General features: G+C 74.2%; 18 protein-coding genes. 8 read left to right on the top strand and 10 right to left on the bottom strand.

Translation table 11 applies throughout. From position 1 onward, the window contains the following. The first annotated feature begins 6 nt into the window (after window positions 1–6). Window positions 7–1,416 carry a sigma 54-interacting transcriptional regulator gene (locus ABD080_RS09790; RefSeq protein WP_137770244.1) on the top strand — a complete coding sequence of 470 codons (1,410 nt, stop codon included), beginning with the start codon at window positions 7–9 and terminating at the stop codon, window positions 1,414–1,416. Beyond that, on the top strand, window positions 1,409–3,403 hold the full coding sequence (locus ABD080_RS09785; RefSeq protein WP_343904539.1) for a VWA domain-containing protein: 1,995 nt from the start codon (window positions 1,409–1,411) through the stop codon (window positions 3,401–3,403). Before ABD080_RS09790 ends, ABD080_RS09785 begins: the two co-directional genes overlap by 8 nt. On the opposite strand, the gene ABD080_RS09780 is transcribed toward ABD080_RS09785, so the two are convergent. The 4 genes from ABD080_RS09780 to ABD080_RS09765 are packed head-to-tail and all read right to left on the bottom strand — an operon-like array spanning window position 3,369 to window position 6,244. Beyond that, on the bottom strand, window positions 3,369–3,635 hold the full coding sequence (locus tag ABD080_RS09780; protein ID WP_137770243.1) for a ferredoxin: 267 nt from the start codon (window positions 3,633–3,635) through the stop codon (window positions 3,369–3,371). The two genes, ABD080_RS09785 and ABD080_RS09780, sit on opposite strands and share 35 nt — an antisense overlap. Continuing rightward, entirely contained in the window at window positions 3,632–4,777 is a 1,146-nt protein-coding gene (locus tag ABD080_RS09775; RefSeq protein ID WP_343904537.1) for an NADH-ubiquinone oxidoreductase-F iron-sulfur binding region domain-containing protein, read from the bottom strand. The genes ABD080_RS09780 and ABD080_RS09775 overlap by 4 nt, the downstream gene beginning before the upstream one ends. Beyond that, window positions 4,774–5,349, bottom strand: a complete 576-nt coding sequence (locus ABD080_RS09770) for a ferric reductase-like transmembrane domain-containing protein (protein ID WP_343904535.1) — start codon at window positions 5,347–5,349, stop codon at window positions 4,774–4,776. Before ABD080_RS09770 ends, ABD080_RS09775 begins: the two co-directional genes overlap by 4 nt. Beyond that, a complete protein-coding gene (locus ABD080_RS09765) occupies window positions 5,342–6,244 on the bottom strand; it encodes an FAD:protein FMN transferase (protein ID WP_343904533.1) in 903 nt (300 codons plus the stop codon). Before ABD080_RS09765 ends, ABD080_RS09770 begins: the two co-directional genes overlap by 8 nt. Window positions 6,245–6,321: 77 nt before the next feature. Here ABD080_RS09765 and ABD080_RS09760 point away from each other — a divergent pair, with 77 nt between their 5' ends. Further along, entirely contained in the window at window positions 6,322–6,663 is a 342-nt protein-coding gene (locus ABD080_RS09760; RefSeq protein WP_343904531.1) for a hypothetical protein, read from the top strand. A gap of 110 nt (window positions 6,664–6,773) precedes the next feature. On the opposite strand, the gene ABD080_RS09755 is transcribed toward ABD080_RS09760, so the two are convergent. Further along, window positions 6,774–7,979, bottom strand: a complete 1,206-nt coding sequence (locus ABD080_RS09755; protein ID WP_137770239.1) for a sensor histidine kinase — start codon at window positions 7,977–7,979, stop codon at window positions 6,774–6,776. Beyond that, window positions 7,976–8,647, bottom strand: a complete 672-nt coding sequence (locus tag ABD080_RS09750; RefSeq protein ID WP_343904529.1) for a response regulator transcription factor — start codon at window positions 8,645–8,647, stop codon at window positions 7,976–7,978. Before ABD080_RS09750 ends, ABD080_RS09755 begins: the two co-directional genes overlap by 4 nt. 53 nt (window positions 8,648–8,700) lie before the next feature. On the opposite strand from ABD080_RS09750, the gene ABD080_RS09745 reads away from it, so the two are divergent. Beyond that, the gene (locus tag ABD080_RS09745; RefSeq protein ID WP_343904527.1) at window positions 8,701–9,195 is read left to right on the top strand and encodes a VOC family protein; all 495 of its coding nucleotides are present in this window, start codon (window positions 8,701–8,703) and stop codon (window positions 9,193–9,195) included. Window positions 9,196–9,205: 10 nt separating this feature from the next. On the opposite strand, the gene ABD080_RS09740 is transcribed toward ABD080_RS09745, so the two are convergent. Then, a complete protein-coding gene (locus ABD080_RS09740; RefSeq protein ID WP_377827288.1) occupies window positions 9,206–9,871 on the bottom strand; it encodes a thymidine kinase in 666 nt (221 codons plus the stop codon). A gap of 304 nt (window positions 9,872–10,175) precedes the next feature. On the opposite strand from ABD080_RS09740, the gene ABD080_RS09735 reads away from it, so the two are divergent. Continuing rightward, window positions 10,176–11,231: a transglycosylase family protein gene (locus ABD080_RS09735; RefSeq protein ID WP_343904523.1), complete on the top strand. Its 1,056-nt coding sequence runs from the start codon at window positions 10,176–10,178 to the stop codon at window positions 11,229–11,231. Between the two features lie 101 nt (window positions 11,232–11,332). Here ABD080_RS09735 and ABD080_RS09730 read toward each other — a convergent pair whose 3' ends face one another. After that, entirely contained in the window at window positions 11,333–13,111 is a 1,779-nt protein-coding gene (locus tag ABD080_RS09730) for a GNAT family N-acetyltransferase (RefSeq protein ID WP_343904521.1), read from the bottom strand. A gap of 48 nt (window positions 13,112–13,159) precedes the next feature. Here ABD080_RS09730 and ABD080_RS09725 point away from each other — a divergent pair, with 48 nt between their 5' ends. Next, window positions 13,160–13,942, top strand: a complete 783-nt coding sequence (locus ABD080_RS09725; protein WP_343904519.1) for an alpha/beta fold hydrolase — start codon at window positions 13,160–13,162, stop codon at window positions 13,940–13,942. A gap of 34 nt (window positions 13,943–13,976) precedes the next feature. Here the strand turns inward: ABD080_RS09725 and ABD080_RS09720 are convergent, their stop codons facing one another. Continuing rightward, the gene (locus ABD080_RS09720; protein ID WP_343904517.1) at window positions 13,977–14,924 is read right to left on the bottom strand and encodes an L-lactate dehydrogenase; all 948 of its coding nucleotides are present in this window, start codon (window positions 14,922–14,924) and stop codon (window positions 13,977–13,979) included. A 147-nt stretch (window positions 14,925–15,071) separates the two neighbouring features. Between ABD080_RS09720 and ABD080_RS09715 the strand changes: the two genes are divergently transcribed. Both ABD080_RS09715 and ABD080_RS09710 read left to right on the top strand, forming a co-directional pair. Further along, on the top strand, window positions 15,072–15,392 hold the full coding sequence (locus tag ABD080_RS09715; protein WP_343904515.1) for a putative quinol monooxygenase: 321 nt from the start codon (window positions 15,072–15,074) through the stop codon (window positions 15,390–15,392). Between the two features lie 140 nt (window positions 15,393–15,532). Next, window positions 15,533–16,024: a GNAT family N-acetyltransferase gene (locus ABD080_RS09710; RefSeq protein WP_343904513.1), complete on the top strand. Its 492-nt coding sequence runs from the start codon at window positions 15,533–15,535 to the stop codon at window positions 16,022–16,024. Window positions 16,025–16,058: 34 nt separating this feature from the next. On the opposite strand, the gene ABD080_RS09705 is transcribed toward ABD080_RS09710, so the two are convergent. Continuing rightward, entirely contained in the window at window positions 16,059–17,756 is a 1,698-nt protein-coding gene (locus ABD080_RS09705) for an HNH endonuclease signature motif containing protein (RefSeq protein ID WP_343904511.1), read from the bottom strand. Window positions 17,757–18,176 lie beyond the last annotated feature (420 nt).

Below are 18,176 nucleotides of genomic sequence, written 5' to 3'. Positions count from 1 at the left end.
GGGAGGGTGACCCAGAGCACCACCACCCCCGACCCTGCCCTCACGACCCTCGGCGCGCTGCGCGAGTCGGGACACACCTACCGGCCCCTGCGTGAGGAGCTGCGGGAGAACCTGCTCGACCGGATCACCGGGGGCGAGGACCCGTGGCCCGGGCTCCACGGCTTCCGCTCCACGGTGCTGCCGCAGCTCGAGCGCGCGCTCATCGCCGGGCACGACGTGGTGCTGCTCGGCGAGCGCGGCCAGGGCAAGACCCGCCTGCTGCGCACCCTCGCGGGGCTGCTCGACGAATGGACCCCAACGATCGCGGGCTCCGAGCTGCACGAGCACCCCCTCGCCCCGTTCACGCAGGCGTCCCTCGACGCCGTTGCCGTGCAGGGCGACGCACTGGAGATCGTGTGGCGGCACCGATCCGAGCGGTACGTGGAGAAGCTCGCGACCCCCGACACCTCGGTCGCCGACATGATCGGCGACGTGGACCCGATGCGGGTAGCGGAGGGTCGGCGCCTCGGGGACCCCGAGACGATCCACTACGGGCTCGTGCCGCGCGCGAACCGCGGGATCGTCGCGATCAACGAGCTGCCCGACCTCGCCGAGCGGATCCAGGTCTCGCTGCTGAACGTCATGGAGGAGCGCGACGTGCAGATCCGCGGCTACGTGCTGCGCCTGCCGCTGGACGTGCTCGTCGTGGCCTCCGCGAACCCTGAGGACTACACGAACCGCGGCCGGATCATCACCCCGCTCAAGGACCGCTTCGGGGCGGAGATCCGCACCCACTACCCGCTCGAGCTCGAGGACGAGGTGGCGGTGATCCGCCAGGAGGCGCAGCCGGCCGCCTCGGTGCCGGGCGTCCTGCTCGAGGTCCTCGCCCGCTTCACCCGCCTGCTGCGGGTCTCGAGCGCGGTGAACCAGGGCTCGGGCGTCTCGGCCCGCTTCGCGATCTCCGGCGCGGAGACGGTCGCCGCGGCGGCGCGCCTGCGCACGGCGCTCACCGGGGACGTGGCCGTCGCCCGGCCGGTGGACCTCGAGGCGGCGCTCGACGTGCTGCGCGGCAAGGTCGAGTTCGAGACCGGGGAGGAGGGGCGGGAGGCGGAGATCCTCCGCCACGCCCTGCGCCGCGCGACCGCGGACACGGTCCGCGAGCGCCTCGCCGGTCTCGAGATGGGACCGCTGGTGGACGCGCTCGACGGCACCCGCACCGTCACCACCGGTGAGCGGGTGACGGCGGCGGCGCTGCTCGCGGACCTGCCCCAGCTCTCCGTGCCCGGGCTGTACGACGAGATCGCCGAGCGCATGGGCTCCGGCAGCGAGGGCGGCGACGGGGAGCGGGCCGGCGCGATCGAGCTCGCCCTCGAGGGCCTCTTCCTCGCCCGTCAGCTGTCCAAGGACTCCGGGGACGGGGAGACCATCTATGGCTGAGCAGGAGCGGCGCCCCCGCCGCACGGGCTCGGCGCGCTACGGCCGCTACGCGGGCGGTCCAGACCCGCTCGCCCCGCCCGTGGACCTCGGCGAAGCGCTCGCGGACATCGCCGACGACGTCATGGCCGGCTACTCCCCCGAGCAGGCGCTCCGGGAGCACCTGCGGCGCGGCGGCCGGGACGGGCAGGGCCTGGACCGCCTCGCGGGCGCCGTGCGACGGCGCCGGGAGGACCTGATGTCCCGCCACCGGCTCGGGGCGACCCTCGCGCAGGCGCGGGAACTGCTGGACCGGGCGGTGCTCGCCGAACGGGGCCAGCTCGCCCGGGACACGACCATGGACCCCACCGACCGGACCCTCCGGGAGATGCAGATCGCGGACCTCCCGCGATCCACGCCCGCCGCGGTCATGCAGCTCTCCGACTACGACTGGGCCTCCGCGGAGGGTCGCGCGCTGTACCAGCAGATCCAGGAGCTGCTGGGGCAGGACCTGCTCGACGCCCGCTTCCAGGGCATGAAGCAGATGCTCGAGAACGCGACCGACGCGGACCGCGCCGAGATCGAGGAGATGCTCGCGGACCTCACCGCCCTCCTCGAGATGCATGCGCGCGACGAGGACGGTCCGGAGGACTTCTGGGCATTCATGGCGAAGCACGGTCAGCACGTCCCCGAGCAGCCCGAGGACGTGGAGGAGCTCATCGAGATCCTCGCCGCCCGCTCCTCCGCCGCGCAGCGGATGCTCCGCGGCATGAGCGCCGAGCAGCGGGCGGAGCTCATGGCGCTCTCGCAGCAGGCCTTCGGCTCCCCCGCGCTCATGGACCAGCTCGCCCGGATGGACGCGGCCCTCGAGCAGCTGCGCCCCGACCTGGACTGGGACGGGGGCGAGGACGTGGACCTCGACGGCCTGACCGGCCAGGGCCCGCTGGGCGACCTCGCCGAGCTCGACGCCCTCGCCGCGCAGCTGGGCCAGGACTACCCGGGCGCCTCCCTCGGCGACCTGGACCTCGACGCCCTCGCCCGGCAGCTGGGCCCGGAGGCGGCCGCGGACGCGGCGACCCTCACGCGGCTCGAGCGGGCGCTGCGGGACTCGGAGCTGCTGCCCCGCGGCAGCGACGGGGACCTGCGGCTGTCGCCGGTGGCCATGCGGCGGCTCGGCGCGAGCCTGCTGCAGGACGCGGCGACGCGGCTCGCGAGCCGCTCGGGCCGGCGCGACGCACGGCTGGCCGGGGCGGGCGGGGAGCCGTCGGGAGCGAGCCGGGACTGGGCCTTCGGGGACACCGAGCCGTGGGACGTGACCGCGACGATGACCCGTGCGATCACCCGCACCGCCGCGGAGGGCGGGGATCCCGCCTCCGCGCTGCGCCTGCGCATCGAGGACGTGCAGGTGCAGGAGACGGAGGCCCGCACCCGCTCCGCGGTGGCGCTGCTCGTGGACACCTCCTTCTCCATGGTGCTCGAGGACCGCTGGACGCCGATGAAGCGGACCGCGCTCGCCCTGCACCACCTGCTCTCCACCCGGTTCCGCGGGGACGAGCTCGAGGTGATCGGCTTCGGCCAGTACGCGCAGCGCCTGGACATCGCCGAGCTGACGGCGCTGCCGCCCCGCCACGAGCAGGGCACGAACCTGCAGCACGCGCTCATGCTCGCCCACCGGTTCCTGCGTCGGAACCCGGACCGACAGGGGGTGGTCCTCGTGGTCACCGACGGGGAGCCGACGGCGCACCTGCTGCCGGGCGGGCAGGCGTTCTTCGACTGGCCCTCGGACCCGCGGACGATCGCGCTGACCGTCGCGGAGCTCGACAAGGTCGCCGCTCTCGGGGCGCGCACGACGTTCTTCCGGCTCGGCGAGGACCCGGACCTGGCGAGGTTCCTGGACTCCTTGGCTCGGCGGGTCGACGGGCGCGTGGTCGCCCCGGAGGCTGATGACCTGGGCGCGGCGGTGGTCGGCGAGTACCTCAGGCGTCGCCCGCGCGGCCGCGGCGCGGCCTGAGCAGCTGCAGCGCGAGCCGCGGGCAGGCGCCCACCGCCTCGCGGGCGGCGGCGACCTCCTCGCGGGCGATCGGCACATCGGTCCGCTGACCGGGCGGCCGACCGACGGCGAGGGGGAAGCCGTCCTCGTCGCCGACGAGCGTGCCCTCGAGGAGCTCGAGGCACGCGCCGCGTGCCTCGCAGCGGGTCCAGTCGAGGTGGAGGCGGGCGGCCTCCCGGCGCTCCCCCGTCATCGCCGCCACCCCGTGCAGCGGCCGGCCGCATGGGCGGCGAGCTCAGGACCGAAGGCCGTGAGCGTAGAGGCGGCGAGCTGCGCGGTGCCGTCGGGGTGACGGCAGGCGCCGCGGCCCGCGACGGCCTCGAGCCGTCGCCGGAGCCGTGCGGGATCGCCGTGTCCGGCCTCGAGGTCGTGCATCGACGCGGCGATGCGCGGCAGGCCCAGCACGCAGGGGCCGCACTGCCCCGCGGACTGCGCGGCGAGATGATCGAGGATCGCCGTGGTCACGGCCAGCGGGCAGCGGCCCCGGTCCAGGAGCATCAGCACCCCGGCGCCCGCGCCGTGCACGCCCGGGGCGGGGCGAGGTCCGAGCGGCAGGTCGAGCTGTTCGGGCCGTGCCCAGCGCCCGTGGTAGCCGCCGACCAGCACGGCATCGAGCATGCCGGGCTCCGTGCCCGCGAGGTGCAGCACCTCGCGGAGGGTGGCTCCGCCGGGCACCTCGAGGACGCTCTCGGCTCCCTCGGGGCGCGCGATCGTCACGAGCCGGGTCCCCGGGTCCTCCGCGCTGCCGGCGGAGCGGAACGCCTCGGCGCCGTGACGGGCGATGCGGGCGACGTGCGCGAGGGTCTCGGCGTTCTGCACGAGCACCGGGCCGCCGCGGAGGCCCTTCTCGGTGAGGTGGTGCGGGTGGTCGGCGGGGATCTGCTCACCGCCGGCGAGCGCCGCGGCGACCGCGGTCGCCTCCCCCGCGACGAAGCGCTCCTGGGCGACCTGCAGCCGCACCCGGTGTCCGTCGGGGTGTGCGGCGAGCGCGGCACGCACCCCCGCCGCGGACCGCGGGTGGACCATGATCGTCAGGGCGGCGCGCGGGGCGAGGGCGTCGGAGAGCAGCAGGAGGCCGTCGATCACCGCGTGCGGGGACTCCCGCAGGAGCACCGTGTCCTTCGCGCTGAGCGGCTCCCCCTCCGACGCGTTCGCGACGATCGCGGCAGGAGGACGTCGCAGCGCGGCGATCTTCGCACCGACGGGGAAGCCGGCGCCGCCGCGTCCGGTCAGCCCGGAGCGGGTGATCTGCGCGGGCAGGTCGTCCGCCCTGGGCAGCGGCTCCGGGCGGGCGGGGTCGAGCAGGCCGGGGGCCGGGAGGGCGAGAGTGCTCATCTGAGGCTCCGTTCGGGGGTGCGGCGGGCGCGCGCCGCCGGATGGGTGCGGAAGGAGGGGGCGAGCAGCCGCCAGAGGGTCGCCGCGAGCACGATCGCCGCGGACGCGGCGGCGAGGACGCGGAACCAGAGCGTGCCCGCGTCGGTGCCCGATCCGAGGGCGTGCAGCAGCGCGATCCCCCACAGCGGCAGGACCGCGAGATGGACGGTGCGGAACACGGCGGCCGGGAGGCGCCTGCGGAGCAGGGCGGTGACGATGACGGCGAGCAGCAGGTCGAGGGCGGTGGTGCCGAGCCCCTGCCAGAGCGCGTCGCGCGCGGCGAGGAAGGGGACCATCAGGTCGACGAGGCGGAGTCCGGCGTAGCTGTCGCCGAGCAGGGCCACCACGTGCAGGGTCAGGAACGCGGTGGCGAGCAGGGAGGCGTCCCGGTGGAGGTGGGCGACGGCGAAGCGCGGCAGCCCGATCATCGGCCGGCCGCCCCGGGTCAGGATGCCCAGCACCACGGAGAGGGTGAGCAGCACGAGGGCGACGACCCCGCTCGCCCGCGCGGTCGCCCACAGCACCTCATCCATGGCGGACCTCCGCGGGGACCGGGCTGGGCCAGGAGGAGGTGGTCAGCACCTGGCGGTCGGCCGCGACGAGGCGGGCAGGGACGCCCCGGGCCTCGAGCCAGTCGGGAGCATCCCACCCGAGCACGATCGCCGCGGTCGAGGCGGTGTTGGCGGCGGCACAGGTCGGCGCGGCGCAGCTCACCGTGCGCCAGGTGTCCGTCGCCGGTCCGAGGTGCCGCGGGTCGAGGATGTGGTGCACCTCGTGTTCCCCGAGCAGGCGGCGCCGGTGGAGGGTGCTGGAGGTGGCCAGGGCTCCGCCGTCGCGGAGTCGGACCTGCTGGCCGGGCTCGCCGGCGCCGTCGCGCACGTCGATCTGCCAGCCGCCGTCGGGTCCGCTGCCGGTGGCACGGAGGTCCCCGCCCAGGGACACCAGCACGCCGTGGTGGATGCGGGGGTCGTCCCGCAGGTGCTCGACGAGGAGGTCCGCGGCGCTCGCCTTGCCGGTCGCGCCGAGGTCGAAGCGCACGCCGGCGGGGGCGCTGAGCCGCCCCGCGTGCAGCGAGACGTCCCGCCAGGTGGCCCGGTGCACGACGGCCGCCCGCACCCCGGCCGCGCCCGCGAAGCCGTGCACCTCGAGGCGGTCGCCGAGGGTGGGGTCCACGAGTCCGTCCGTGCGGCGCGCCGCGTCGATCGCGTCCTCGAGCAGGCGGGCGAGGACCGGGCTGACCGGCGCGTCGACGAGGTCGCGCCCCTCGAACGCCCGCAGCTCGGCGTCGTCCCGGTGCCTCGAGCAGGTGCGCTCGACCTCCGCGAGGACGGCGTCGGCGAGCTCGCGCGCGATGCGCAGCTCGGAGGGGTCGACGACGACGAGCTCCGCGGTGGCGCTCCAGAGCGACCAGCTGATCCGAGCGGTCATCTCAGGACCCCTGGCTGGAGGCGTGGGAGGAGCCGCCGGAGCCGCGGGACACGGTCGGCGAGGAGGCCTGCGAGGACGTGCCCGACGACGACGTGTCCGACGAGGACGTGCCCGACGACGACGTGTCCGACGAGGACGTGCCCGACGACGACGTGTCCGACGAGGACGTGTCCGACGAGGACGTGTCCGACGACGACGTGCCGGACGAGGACGTGCCGGCCGTGTCCGTCGACTGCGTCGACGGCGTCGACGGCGTCGTGGTGGGGTCCGTCGGCGCGGCGCTGCTCGTGGCGACCGGGGTCGTCGCGGCGGCCGACGTGCTCGCCGCACCCTGCTCCCCGATCCACAGCGCACCCGCACCGATCCCGGTGGCGGCGAGTGCGGTGCCCGCGATCACGCCGGTCGCCACGCGGCCATGACGTCGGCCACTCTCCCTGATGCTCATCGGAGCCTCCTTCGGCATCGGGTCCGTCCCGATCCTGTGCACAGCGTGGCGGTGGAGTCTTCCGGTTCTCTTCCGGATCGGGCCTCAGGGGGCCGGAGGGAGCGTCACCTCGATCACACCGCCGGGCGCGGAGCGATCGATCCGCACCTCCCCCTCGAGGCGGCGGACGACGTCCGCCACGAGGGACAGGCCCAGGCCGTAGTGGTGGCGTGACGCCTCACCGCTGCGCTGGGAGGCGAAGCGCTCGAAGACGGCGTCCCCCGCGGGGAAGCCGGGGCCGTCGTCGGCGATGCGGAGCACGCCGCCGCGCGGCCCCGTGGAGACGTGGAGCTCCACCCGGCTGCGGGTGTGGTCCAGGGCGTTGGCGAGAAGGGACTGCACGATGCGGCGGACCCCGACGGTGGTGGCACGGACGTGCACCGCGCTGTCCCCGGCGAGACGGAGCTCGACCCCGGCACGCTCCGCCTCGGCGCCGGCCGAGTCCAGCGCCGCCTCGGCGAGGGCGCGGAGGTCCACGTCCTCGAGCTCGACCTCCCGGTCGTCGGCAGCCTCGAGCAGCTCCTCCAGGAGAGCGGTGAGCGATGCGGCGTCCTGCTGGATCGCGGCGATCTCCCGGTCCGTCGCCTCCGGGTCGCTCTCCCGCTCGCGACGACGGCGCAGGATCTGCACACGCGTGCTGAGCAAGGTCAGCGGGGTGCGCAGCTCGTGGCCGGCGTCGGCGACGAATCGGCGCTGGCGAGCGAGGGCGTCGGCGAGGGGACGCATGGCCCGTCGAGCGAGGCGGTCCGCGACGAGAGCGGCGACGACCACACCGGCGATGCCGCCGATGCCGAGCGCCGCCCCCACCCGCTGCAGCTGCTCCCGGTTGCCGCGGGTGTCGATGGCGACCTGCACGATCTCTCCCTCCCCACGGCTGGTGCGCACCACGTAGCGGTGGCCGTCGGCCTCGACGCGGGTGTCCACGCGCTGCTCCCCCGCCTGCACGCGGTCGAGGGCGTCCTCGTCGGGCAGCCCGGTCGGGAGGTCCTCGGCGGCGGTGAAGGTCCCCTCGTGCTCGCGGATCACGTAGGTGCCGGCACCGAGCTCGTCGCCGCGGGCGTCGTCCCGCACGGAGGTGAGCTCCTGGTCGGTGGCGCGCGACAGGGAGGCGGCGACGAGACCGAACGCGGTCGCCCCGACGATCGCCACCACCGCGGCCATGACGACGGCGATCTGCAGGGAGAGGCGCCGGGCGGTGCGGCGCAGCTGATGGGCGTCCGCCTCGCCGAGCGGTCGGGTGCGCTCGATCATGACGCCCCCAGCCGGTAGCCCACCCCGCGCACCGTCGTCACCGCGTCGCGGCCCAGCTTCCGGCGCAGGTAGTGGACGCAGGTGTCGACGACGCCGAGGTCCTCCGCCCCGGGGAGCGCCCGACGCAGGAGGGTCTCGCGCTCGAACACCTGGGACGGGGAGCGAGCGAGCACCTCGAGCAGCGCGCTCTCGCGCGCGGTGAGGGACACCCGGCCCCCGTCCCCGATCACCTCGTGCGCCCTCACGTCGAGGCTGCGGCCGTCACCGATCCGCAGCAGCTCCGCGGTCTCGCGGTGCCGGCGGCGCAGCGCCCGCAGCCGGGCGAGGAGCTCCGCGAGGTCGAAGGGCTTGGCGAGGTAGTCCTCGGCGCCGGCGTCGAGCCCGTCCACCCGGTCCGCGGGGTTCCCGCGCGCGGAGAGCACGAGCACGGGCACGTCCACCCCGGCGCCGCGGAGTCGGCCCAGCAGGTCGAGACCCTCGAGCCCCGGGAGTCCGCGGTCCAGGAGCATCAGGTCGAGGTCACGGGTGAGGGCGAGGTGCAGGGCCCGATGGCCGTCCGCGGCGGTCGTCACCGCGTACCCCTCGTCCTCGAGGAGTGCCGAGAGCATGTCCCGCAACTGCGGGTCGTCCTCGACGAGCAGGAGCTGGGGAGGGGCGACAGGATCCATGGCGGAACGGTACTGCCCTGGACGCGAGCGGCGCGCCAGGAAAGAGCCCCGTCATGACCATGGTGCGGACATGTCTCTGGTTCGATGGCGGGGTCGACGCCGCCGCCGATTTCTACACCACCCTGCTGCCTCTCTCGCGCGTGCTCTCGCGCATGCCCTACACCGAGGTGCCGGACTCCCCCGGCACCCCACCGGCCGACGGCGGCTCGCTCGCGGTCGTGCTCGAGCTGGGCGGCGCCCAGTACACGCTGCTCAACGGCGGGCCCGCCTTCCCGCAGTCGGAGTCCGCCTCGATCGAGCTGATCGTGGACTCGCAGGCGGAGGTGGACCGACTGTGGGACACGATCGTCGGCCACGGCGGCGAGGAGTCCATGTGCGGCTGGTGCAGGGACCGCTGGGGCGTGAGCTGGCAGATCGTCCCGCAGCGCCTCGACGACCAGCTCGAGGAGTCCGGACCGGTCGCCACGGCGGTGACCGCGGAGATGTTCACGCAGCGACGCCTGGACACCGCACGGCTCGAGGCCGCCGCGGAGGCCGCCCGCTCCTGAGGCGGGGCGCTCAGGGCCGCTCGTGGTGGAGCAGGCACCGCGCCCGGTAGCTCTCCGCGCCGCCCACGGCTCCCGCGCCGATCTCGAGGCCTTCCTCGTCCCCGGCGCGGATCCGCTGGTGGTAGGCGGCGTCGCGCCCGCACACGGAGCAGACGGCGGTCAGCTTGCGGACGTCCTCGGCGAGTGCCATGAGCGCGGGCAGCGGCGGGAAGGGGTCGCCGTCGAAGGTGACGGAGAGACCGGCGACCACGACGATGCTTCCGGCGCGTGCCGCCTCGAGCACGGGATCGATGAGGTCGGGGCCGAAGAACTGCGCCTCGTCGATCGCGAGGAGATCCGGCGCGCCCGCCCGGAGCAGGTCCCGCAGCGCGGGGGCGTCGGCCACGGCGCGGGCGGGGATCCGGTCGCCGGTGTGCGCGGTGATGCCCTCCGCGTAGCGGGTGTCGAGGGCGTGGGTGAGGACCTCGACGCGGAGCCCGGCGAGGTGCGCGCGGCGCACCCGGCGGATCAGCTCCTCCGACTTCCCGGCGAACATCGGCCCGGCGATCACCTCGAGCCGCCCCGCTCGTGTGCCCGTCGTCACATCCCGGAATGCCGGGGCGCCTGGCCCCGACGGGTCGCCCAGCACCCTCCCAGCCTCGGCCGAACCACCCTCGTCACCTGGCGCTCTTCCCATGGCGGACACCGTACTCACCACCTCTGCCGACACGCCGAAGACCGTACCTCCCACTCCTTACTTGACGCCCTGACCTGCGGTTTCGACGCGACAACGCAGGGATTGACTCTCCGCCGTGACCGTTCTGTGACCGAGCAGACGTGCTTGGTCAAGCCTCCTTCAAGCCTCGTTCACGACGCTTGAGCGCTCCCCGGGGGGCGCTCGTAGGTTGAGTCCTGCGTTCGCCGCGGACGCACCCGCAGCGCTCCCGCTGATCGGTTCCGTGCGTCGCGGCCCCTACGTCGAGCATCCTGAGGAGCACCCCATGACCACCAGCACCACCGAGCGCAAGTCCTTCCTGGGCCGCACCGCGCTGACCCTCGCCGGCGGCGCCGTCGTCGCCGCCGGCGCCTTCGCCGCCGCTCCCGCCCAGCAGGCCGACGCGGCCGGCGGCTGGGATCAGGTCGCGCAGTGCGAGTCCAGCGGCAACTGGTCCACCAACACCGGCAACGGCTTCTACGGCGGCCTCCAGTTCACGAAGTCGACCTGGCAGGGCTACGGCGGCGGCCAGTACGCCTCCACCGCGGACAAGGCCACCAAGAGCCAGCAGATCGCCGTCGCGGAGAAGGTCCTCGCGGGCCAGGGCGCCGGCGCGTGGCCCAACTGCGGCAAGTACCTCACCGGCGGCGCGGACACCTCGTCCTCCCCGTCCTCGGACTCCAGCTCCTCGGACTCCGATTCCTCGAAGTCCTCCGACTCGAGCTCCTCGAGCTCGAGCGAGTCCCGCTCCTCGGAGTCGAAGTCGGACCGCTCCACCGAGCGCACGTCCACCTCGAGCTCCTCCGAGAAGAAGTCCACCGAGAAGCAGGGCGACTGGTCCTGCGACGGCGACGGCATCGCGGACAACTGCACGGACAACGGCTTCACCAAGAAGACCGGGAAGAAGTCCACCTCCTCGGAGTCGACCTCCGCGAAGAAGTCCACCTCCTCGGAGAAGAAGTCCACCTCCTCGGAGAAGAAGTCCACCTCCTCGAAGAAGTCCACCTCCGAGTCGACCTCCTCGAAGAAGTCCACCAGCTCCTCGAAGAGCGCCGTGGGCAACCCCGACCTCCAGGTCGCGGGCACCCTCGAGGTCGACGGCAAGATGGGCCCCAAGACCATCACCGCGCTGCAGGACTGGCTGGGCGTCGAGCAGACCGGCGAGCTCGACGAGACCACCACGAAGGCGCTCCAGGCCTGGGTCAAGACCGACCAGGACGGCGTCATCGGCAAGGACACCGTCAAGGGTCTCGAGCACGAGGTCGGCGCGAGCCACACCGGCTCCGACGAGGTCGACGGCTCCACCGTCAAGGTCCTCCAGGCCTTCCTCAACCTGTACTGAGCACCCCTGAACCCAGGATCCTGAGCAGCGGCGGGCACGTCCCGCCGGCTCCGGCACCACGAGGCCGGGTCGTCCTTCAGGACGGCCCGGCCTCGTGCATGTCACAGGGGGCGCTTGAGCCCCACGTGGCTCGCCTCGTAGCCAAGCCGCGCGTAGAACTGCTGCGCCGCGGTCCGCGTGCCGTCGGTGGTGAGCTGCGAGAGCGCGGCCCCGCGGGAGCGGCCGTGGTCGTGCGCCCAGGTGAGCATCGCCGTGCCGAGCCCGTGCGAGCGCTCGGACCCGGCGACGCGCACCCCCTCGATCTGCAGGCGGGTCGTGCCGCCGCGGGAGAGGCCAGGGATGATCGTCAGCTGCATGGTGCCGACGATCCGCTCCTCGGCGTCGCGCACGACCGCGAGGTAGTGGGCGCCGTCGCGGGAGAGCACCTCGTGCGCCGCCTCGTACCGCTCGAGGTCGGCGCCCTCCCGGGTGCGGCCCAGCTCGTCGTCCGTGAGCAGGGCGACGATCGCGGGGACGTCGGCCAGCCGGGCACGGGAGACGCGGTACTCGCGGCCGCCCGCGAGCAGCCGCGTGCCGGCGGAGGCGCGCGCCGTCGAGCGCAGCAGCGCGACGAGCGCGTCGAGCCAGGTGCCCACGCTCTCCCGGGCCTGCGAGGTGTCCGGGTAGCGGCAGCGCAGGTGCACACCGGCGTCGTCCAGGATGAACCAGAGCATGACGCCGGAGGTGCGGATCCCGGAGCTCACGTACTGCGCCTCGAGCCCGATGTCGTCGATCCGCACGGGGAGGCGCCGCAGGTCCAGCCAGGACAGCGCGAACATGCCGGGCGCCTCGGGCATGCCGCCCCAGGGGGCGAGCACCTCGCGCAGCGGCCACGAGCCGAGCGCGATGGCCTCCTTGACCGCGGCGGCGGCTGCCTGCGGGGACGCGTCGGCGCTCTCGAGCACGGAGTTCGTGATGAACCAGCCCACGGAGTCGTGCCAGGTCTTGTCGTAGCGGCTGTGCACGGGGAACACGGCGCGCAGCGGGGCGTCGGCGAGGTCGCGCGTCACCTGCGTCATGAGGGACGTGGTGAGGGCGAGGGTGGAGACGCCGTCGGCCCGCGCCTGCGCGCTGAGGGCGGCGGTGTCGTCGACGTCGAGCACGTCGCGCACCTCGACCCGCTCGGGCTGCAAGGCCGGGTCGCCGAGCGGCAGTGGGAAGCGCGGCATGACGTCCTCCCCCGCGGAGAGGATCTCCGCCCAGCGGCGGTGCACCTCCTCGGGCACCGCGGTGCGCCGCTCGAGCACGGCGGTGTGCTCGGCGAACTCGGGGACCCAGCCCTCGGTGGGCTCCCTCCCGGCGCGGATGTCCGCGAGGGCGGCGAGCACGTCGCGGGCGAGGACGAGCATCGACCACATGTCCACATGGGCGTGGTCGGAGGCGATGACGAGGGTGGGGCCGACGGCGGTGTCGATCGTGCAGAGCCTGTGCGAGGGCGCGGAGAGCGGGCGGCAGCTCGCGTCGAGCACCTCCTGCAGCGCGGCGTTCATCGACCGGCCGGGGGTGATCTCGTGGTCCTCCCAGCGGCCCGGGCCGATCCGCAGCCGGCGCAGGTGCACGCCGCCGTCCTCGTCCTGCACGAAGCCGGTGCGCAGCGTGCCGTGGCGGGCGACGACGGCGAGCCAGGCGGCGGCGAGGTCCTCCGGGACGACGGGCTCGCGCAGGCGGATCGACACGGCCATCCAGGAGCCGGGGCGGTCGCCGGCGCCCACGTGGCGCGCCTGGTCGAAGGAGACGGGCAGCTCGGCGGCCGGGCCCGCGGGCTCCGGGGTCGCCGTGACCTGGTAGCTGCGCAGGGCACCGAAGGGGAGCCGGAGCTGATCGACGTGGGTGAGCCGCATGACGGTACGGTAAGCGCCACCTGTTCCCCCTCGCCATCGGAGGTCACGTTGTCATCGTTCCGTGTCCCGGGAGCGGAGCTCGCCACCTCCTTCAGCGACGAGCACGGGCATCCCGTGGTCCAGCTCCACGGGCTCACCTCGTCGCGGGCGCGGGACCGCATGATCGACCTGGACCTGGGGCGCGGGCTCTCCGGCACGCGGCTGCTGCGCTACGACGCGCGCGGCCACGGGGAGTCGACAGGGAGGACGGTCCCGGAGGACTACACCTGGCCGCGGCTCGCGGAGGATCTGCTCGCGCTGCTCGAGGACCGCTTCCCCGTGGAGGCGGTGCACGGGGCGGGGCCGTCGATGGGGAGCGCGACGCTGCTGCACGCCGCCGTGCGGGATCCGGGCCGCTTCAGCTCGCTCACCCTGCTCATCCCCTCCACCGCCTGGGGGACCCGGGTCGCGCAGGCGGAGAACTACGAGCGTCTCGCGGACTTCGTCGAGCAGCACGGTATGGAGCGGTTCCTCGCGGCGAGCCGCGACGTGCACCGACCGCCCGCCCAGATCGGCACGCCGGACACCCTGCCGCAGGTGCGGGAGGAGCTGCTGCCCTCGGTGTACCGCGGGGCGGCGCTGAGCGATCTCCCCTCCCCCGAGGCGATCGCCCGGATCGACGTGCCGGTGACGATCCTCGCCTGGACCGACGATCCGGGGCACCCGGTCTCGACGGCGGAGCGTCTGCACGAGCTCCTGCCGCAGTCGTCCCTGCAGATCGCCTCGACGCGCGCGGAGGTCGCCGGCTGGCCGGCGGTGCTCGCCGCCGACGTCGCCCGCGCCGCGGGCTGAGCTCCTCCGCGGGCTCGGCCGGGACTCGTCGGGCTCAGCCGCGCAGCTCGGCGGCGACGCGACGCAGGGACTCCGCGGACTCGTGGAGCCGGTCGAGCTCCTCGGGAGCGAAGGGCGTGCCCGGCAGCGGGTGCGCACCCGCGGCGTCGACCACGCACGGCACGGAGAGGGCCACCCCGTCCAGGCCGTGGACCCCGTGCAGGACGGGGGCGACGGGGAGCACCGCGTGCTCGTCGCGGAGGATCGCCTCGACGATCCTCGCGCTGGACAGGCCGATCGCGTAGTTCGTGGCGCCCTTCCCGCGGATGACGGTGTAGGCGGCGTCACGCACATCGGCCGCGATGGCGTCGAGGTCCTCGCGGGTGAACAGGGGCGCGCCGTCCTGCGTCCAGTCGAGGATCGGGACCGTGCCGATCGTCGCGCTCGACCACAGGGCGAGCTCCGTGTCGCCGTGCTCGCCGACGATCTGCGCGTGGACGCTCGAGGTCGCGACCCCCGCGCGGCGCGCGATCTCCCAGCGCAGCCGCGAGGAGTCCAGGGTGGTGCCGGAGGCGAAGATCCGCTCCGGCGGCAGCCCGCTCGACTCCGCAGCGAGCATGGTGAGCACGTCGCAGGGGTTCGTGACGACGACATAGATCGCGTCCGGCGCGACCTCGAGCAGCTGCGGCATGAGCGCGTCCATGATCCGCGCGTTCGTCGCGGCGAGCTCGATGCGGGTCTGCCCGGGCTTCTGCTTCGCCCCCGCGGTGATGACGACGACGTCGGAGCCCGCGGCGACGGACACGTCGCTGCCGCCGGTGATCTCCCCGCTCCCGGCGAAGAAGGAGCCGTGGGCGAGGTCGAGAACCTCCGCCTCCGTCTTCTCCGGGGCGATGTCGTAGAGGGCGATGTGCCGGGCACTGCCCCGGATCATCGCGGCATAGGCGACGCTCGATCCGACGGCGCCGGCTCCGACCACGGTCAGCTTGGAGGTTCCACTCATGGCACCGAATCTAGCCCTCGCGCCGCGGCGCGGCACGGGACCTTCGTCGGTGTTCGGGGTCCCGGGCCCGGGGGCCGCCCGTCGGGACCACGGAGGCGGAGGTGGGAGGATGGGCATGCACCGAGACCGCAGGAGAAAGGCCCCCCGATGATCCTCATCAACGTCAAGTTCCCCGTGAAGCCCGAGTTCGCCGATCGCTGGCCGGAGATCTCCCGCCCCTTCACCGAGGCCACCCGCGCCGAGGAGGGCAACAAGTGGTTCGAGTGGTCCCGCTCCGTCGAGGACCCGAGCACCTATGTGCTCATCGAGGCGTTCACCGACGAGGGCGCCGGCCCGCACGTGGAGTCCGCGCACTTCAAGGCGATGCAGGAGGAGTTCCCGCAGTACCTCACGGCGACCCCGCAGATCATCTCGGAGCAGGTCCAGGCCGAGGGATGGGGGCCGATGGGCGAGATCCAGGTCGACTGAGCCGCACGGCACAGCGCTCGGGCCCGTCGTCGGCTGCACCGATGGCGGGCCCGAGCTCCGCTCGATGTGAGCCGGTCACGATCCGATCGCACCGGCCCGCGGAGGACCGGCGGTGGGCGACCGGCGGCTACCGTCTCCCCGTGAGCACCGATGTGACGGTCCGCGCGGCGGATCTCGAGGACCCTGACCTGGTCGCCTTCCTGGCAGCGCATCTCGCGGAGCTGGAGCCCACCGCCCCGCGGGAGTCCCGTCACGCGCTGGACCTCGAGGGGCTCCGCTCCCCCGCGGTGCGGATGTGGGAGGCCCGGGTGGCCGGGCAGGTCGCCGGGACGATCGCGCTCGCGGACCTCGGCCCGGGGCATGCGGAGCTGAAGTCGCTGCGCACCTCCCCGGCGCTGCGCGGCCGCGGGATCGGCGCGCTGCTGCTCGAGGTGGCGCTCGACGACGCGCGCTCGCGGCAGCTGGGCCGGGTGTCGCTCGAGACCGGCAGCGCGCCGCTGTTCGATCCGGCGCGGCGGCTCTATGCACGGCGGGGCTTCACGGTGTGCGGACCGTTCGGCAGCTATGTCGAGGACCCGCACAGCGTGTTCATGACGCTCGAGCTGCCCGTCGCGGAGCCTGCCGCCGGCTGAGGGGTCAGCGCGGCAGGGTTCGGCCGGGAACGGCTCAGAACGGCGGCGGCTCGTCCTCGGGCAGCGGCGGCGGTGGCGGCGGGTCCGTCCCGGGCGGCCCCTCCCAGTGCGTGTAGTGGGCGACGAGATGGTCGCCCCACCGCTGCCGCCGGCGCTCAGCGGCGTGATCCGCGGGGGTCACGGGGATCACCCCCTCTCTCCGCATCTGGGCGAAGACCTCGGCCTCGTGGAGCCGCTCCTGGAACACCCTCCATGCCCGCGCGAGGTCCCGGGCGAGGGTCTGGGTGACGAGGTCGCGGTTGCGCGCGACGTCCATCCAGTGGGTCCCGTGCACGCTCCAACGGGTGGAGCGCCCGCCCGCCGTGACATCCGGGTCGAGGTCGCCGCGGGTCTTCGCGCGGTGGTGCTCACGGCACAGCCCGTGCAGGTTGGCGGGGGTCGTCGGCCCACCGTCTCGGGGGTGGAGGTGGTCGAACTCCTCGATGTGGTCGACCTCGCCGACGTCGGCGAGGCGCCGGGTGCAGCCCGGGAGGGCGCAGGTCGGGTCGATGAGCTTCACGTGCTCGACCATCGCGGCCGTCGGCCGGTACTGCTGCGCGGCCACGGGGAGGAACTCCCCGGTGACGGGGTCGGTGAGCACACGGTGCCAGACGGCCGCGTCGGCGCACAGATCCCGCGCCATGGCGATCGGGACGGGGTGGACGCCCTCGAGGGTGGCGGGGGCGTCGGACAGCCCCAGCAGGGAGAGGACGGGCACCACGAGGTTCATGCGCAGCGGCATCCTGGGTACGGGGACGCCGTCGGTCCCGATCTCCGAGCGGGTCATGAGCACGTAGCGGATCGCGCCGAGGCTCATCGGCCGCCCGGTCGCCGCGGCCTCGCCGTGGAGGTCCCAGGGGATGTGCTGGTCCTGGCCACCCTCGGCGATCCGCACGAGCGCCTGCCGCTGGGCGTCCTGCACCGAGTGCGCCGCCCGGTCCAGGCGCTTCGTGAGGTCGAGGATCTCGGGGATCGGACCGGTGACGGTCATGCAGGCGGTGCCGTCCGCCGAGGCGGTGAGATCCGTGCTGACGTGGCGCGATGCGGCGGGGGTCGCGGCCGCGGCCTCGGGCCCGCACCACAGGACCAGGTGCCGCAACAAGGTGCGGAAGCGCTCCGGCGGCAGGGCCTCCAGCTGCCAGGCGGAGACCTTCTCGTCCACCTGGTGCCGCTGCTCGGGGAGGAGGTCGCGGACGGAGCGGATGAGCTGGTCGAACCACTCCGACGGCAGGTCACCCGACTCGACCCGGTCGAGGCAGAGGGGGAGGTCGCGGATCGCGATGCCGGCATCACGGAGGCGCAGTCCGGCACGGCCGAGCCTCGTGCGCAGGACCATCCCCGCGGCGATCGCGTTCGTCTCGTGCGAGGGTCCCGGGTCCGGGTCGCCCAGCGATTCCGGGTCAGCGAGCGCCGCGAGGTCACGGAGCTCGGCGACGTACAGGGCGGCGTGCGCGGTGCGGCGACGCTCGAGGATCCGCCGCAGCACGAGGGCATCGGAGGAGTCCTCGGCGACGAGGGCACGACGCGCGATGTTCTCGGTGGTGACCTCGCTGCGTCCCCGCACCGGCCGGCGCAGCTCGCGCGGCAGAGCCGCGCCAGGACGGCGGGCAGGAACGGGCACCGAGCCTTCCGGCTGGGGGCAGGCCTCCGCGTTGACCGGCTGCGTGGCACGCCCGAGCTCCGTCGCCGTCATCGACCCACCTCCCCCCGCTCCGATATCCGCAAAATCCCCCGAATGACAGAAGAGGACCGTTCCGCGACGACACACATGAGTACATCCGGGGAACCATCGATCCCGTGCCACCATTTTATGCCGCCGCACCGCCCGAGACCAGACCCACGGGCAGATCGACGAAAATTGTGGATAACCATGGAGTGGGGAGGAACGACCGTCGGCGATGCGCGGCGGGGAGGGCGACATGTCGGACGACGGCAGCACCGCCGCCCCACCGACGCGCCACCGACCGCCGCCCCACCGTCGACCCACCGACCCCCGCGCCGCCGGCCCCTCCCCGCAAGCGGCGAGCGGCCGATGCCCGACCACCAGGCGCCACACTCGCCGACGCCTCAAGGACCTCCGGCGGTCACCTCCGGAACACCCTTGCCCCACACC

The organism is Brachybacterium rhamnosum (assembly GCF_039526185.1).
Classification (GTDB): Bacteria; Actinomycetota; Actinomycetes; order Actinomycetales; family Dermabacteraceae; genus Brachybacterium; species Brachybacterium rhamnosum.
The sequence above is the reverse complement of the archived record's forward strand: the minus strand, read 5'-3'. Positions and strand labels throughout refer to the sequence as shown.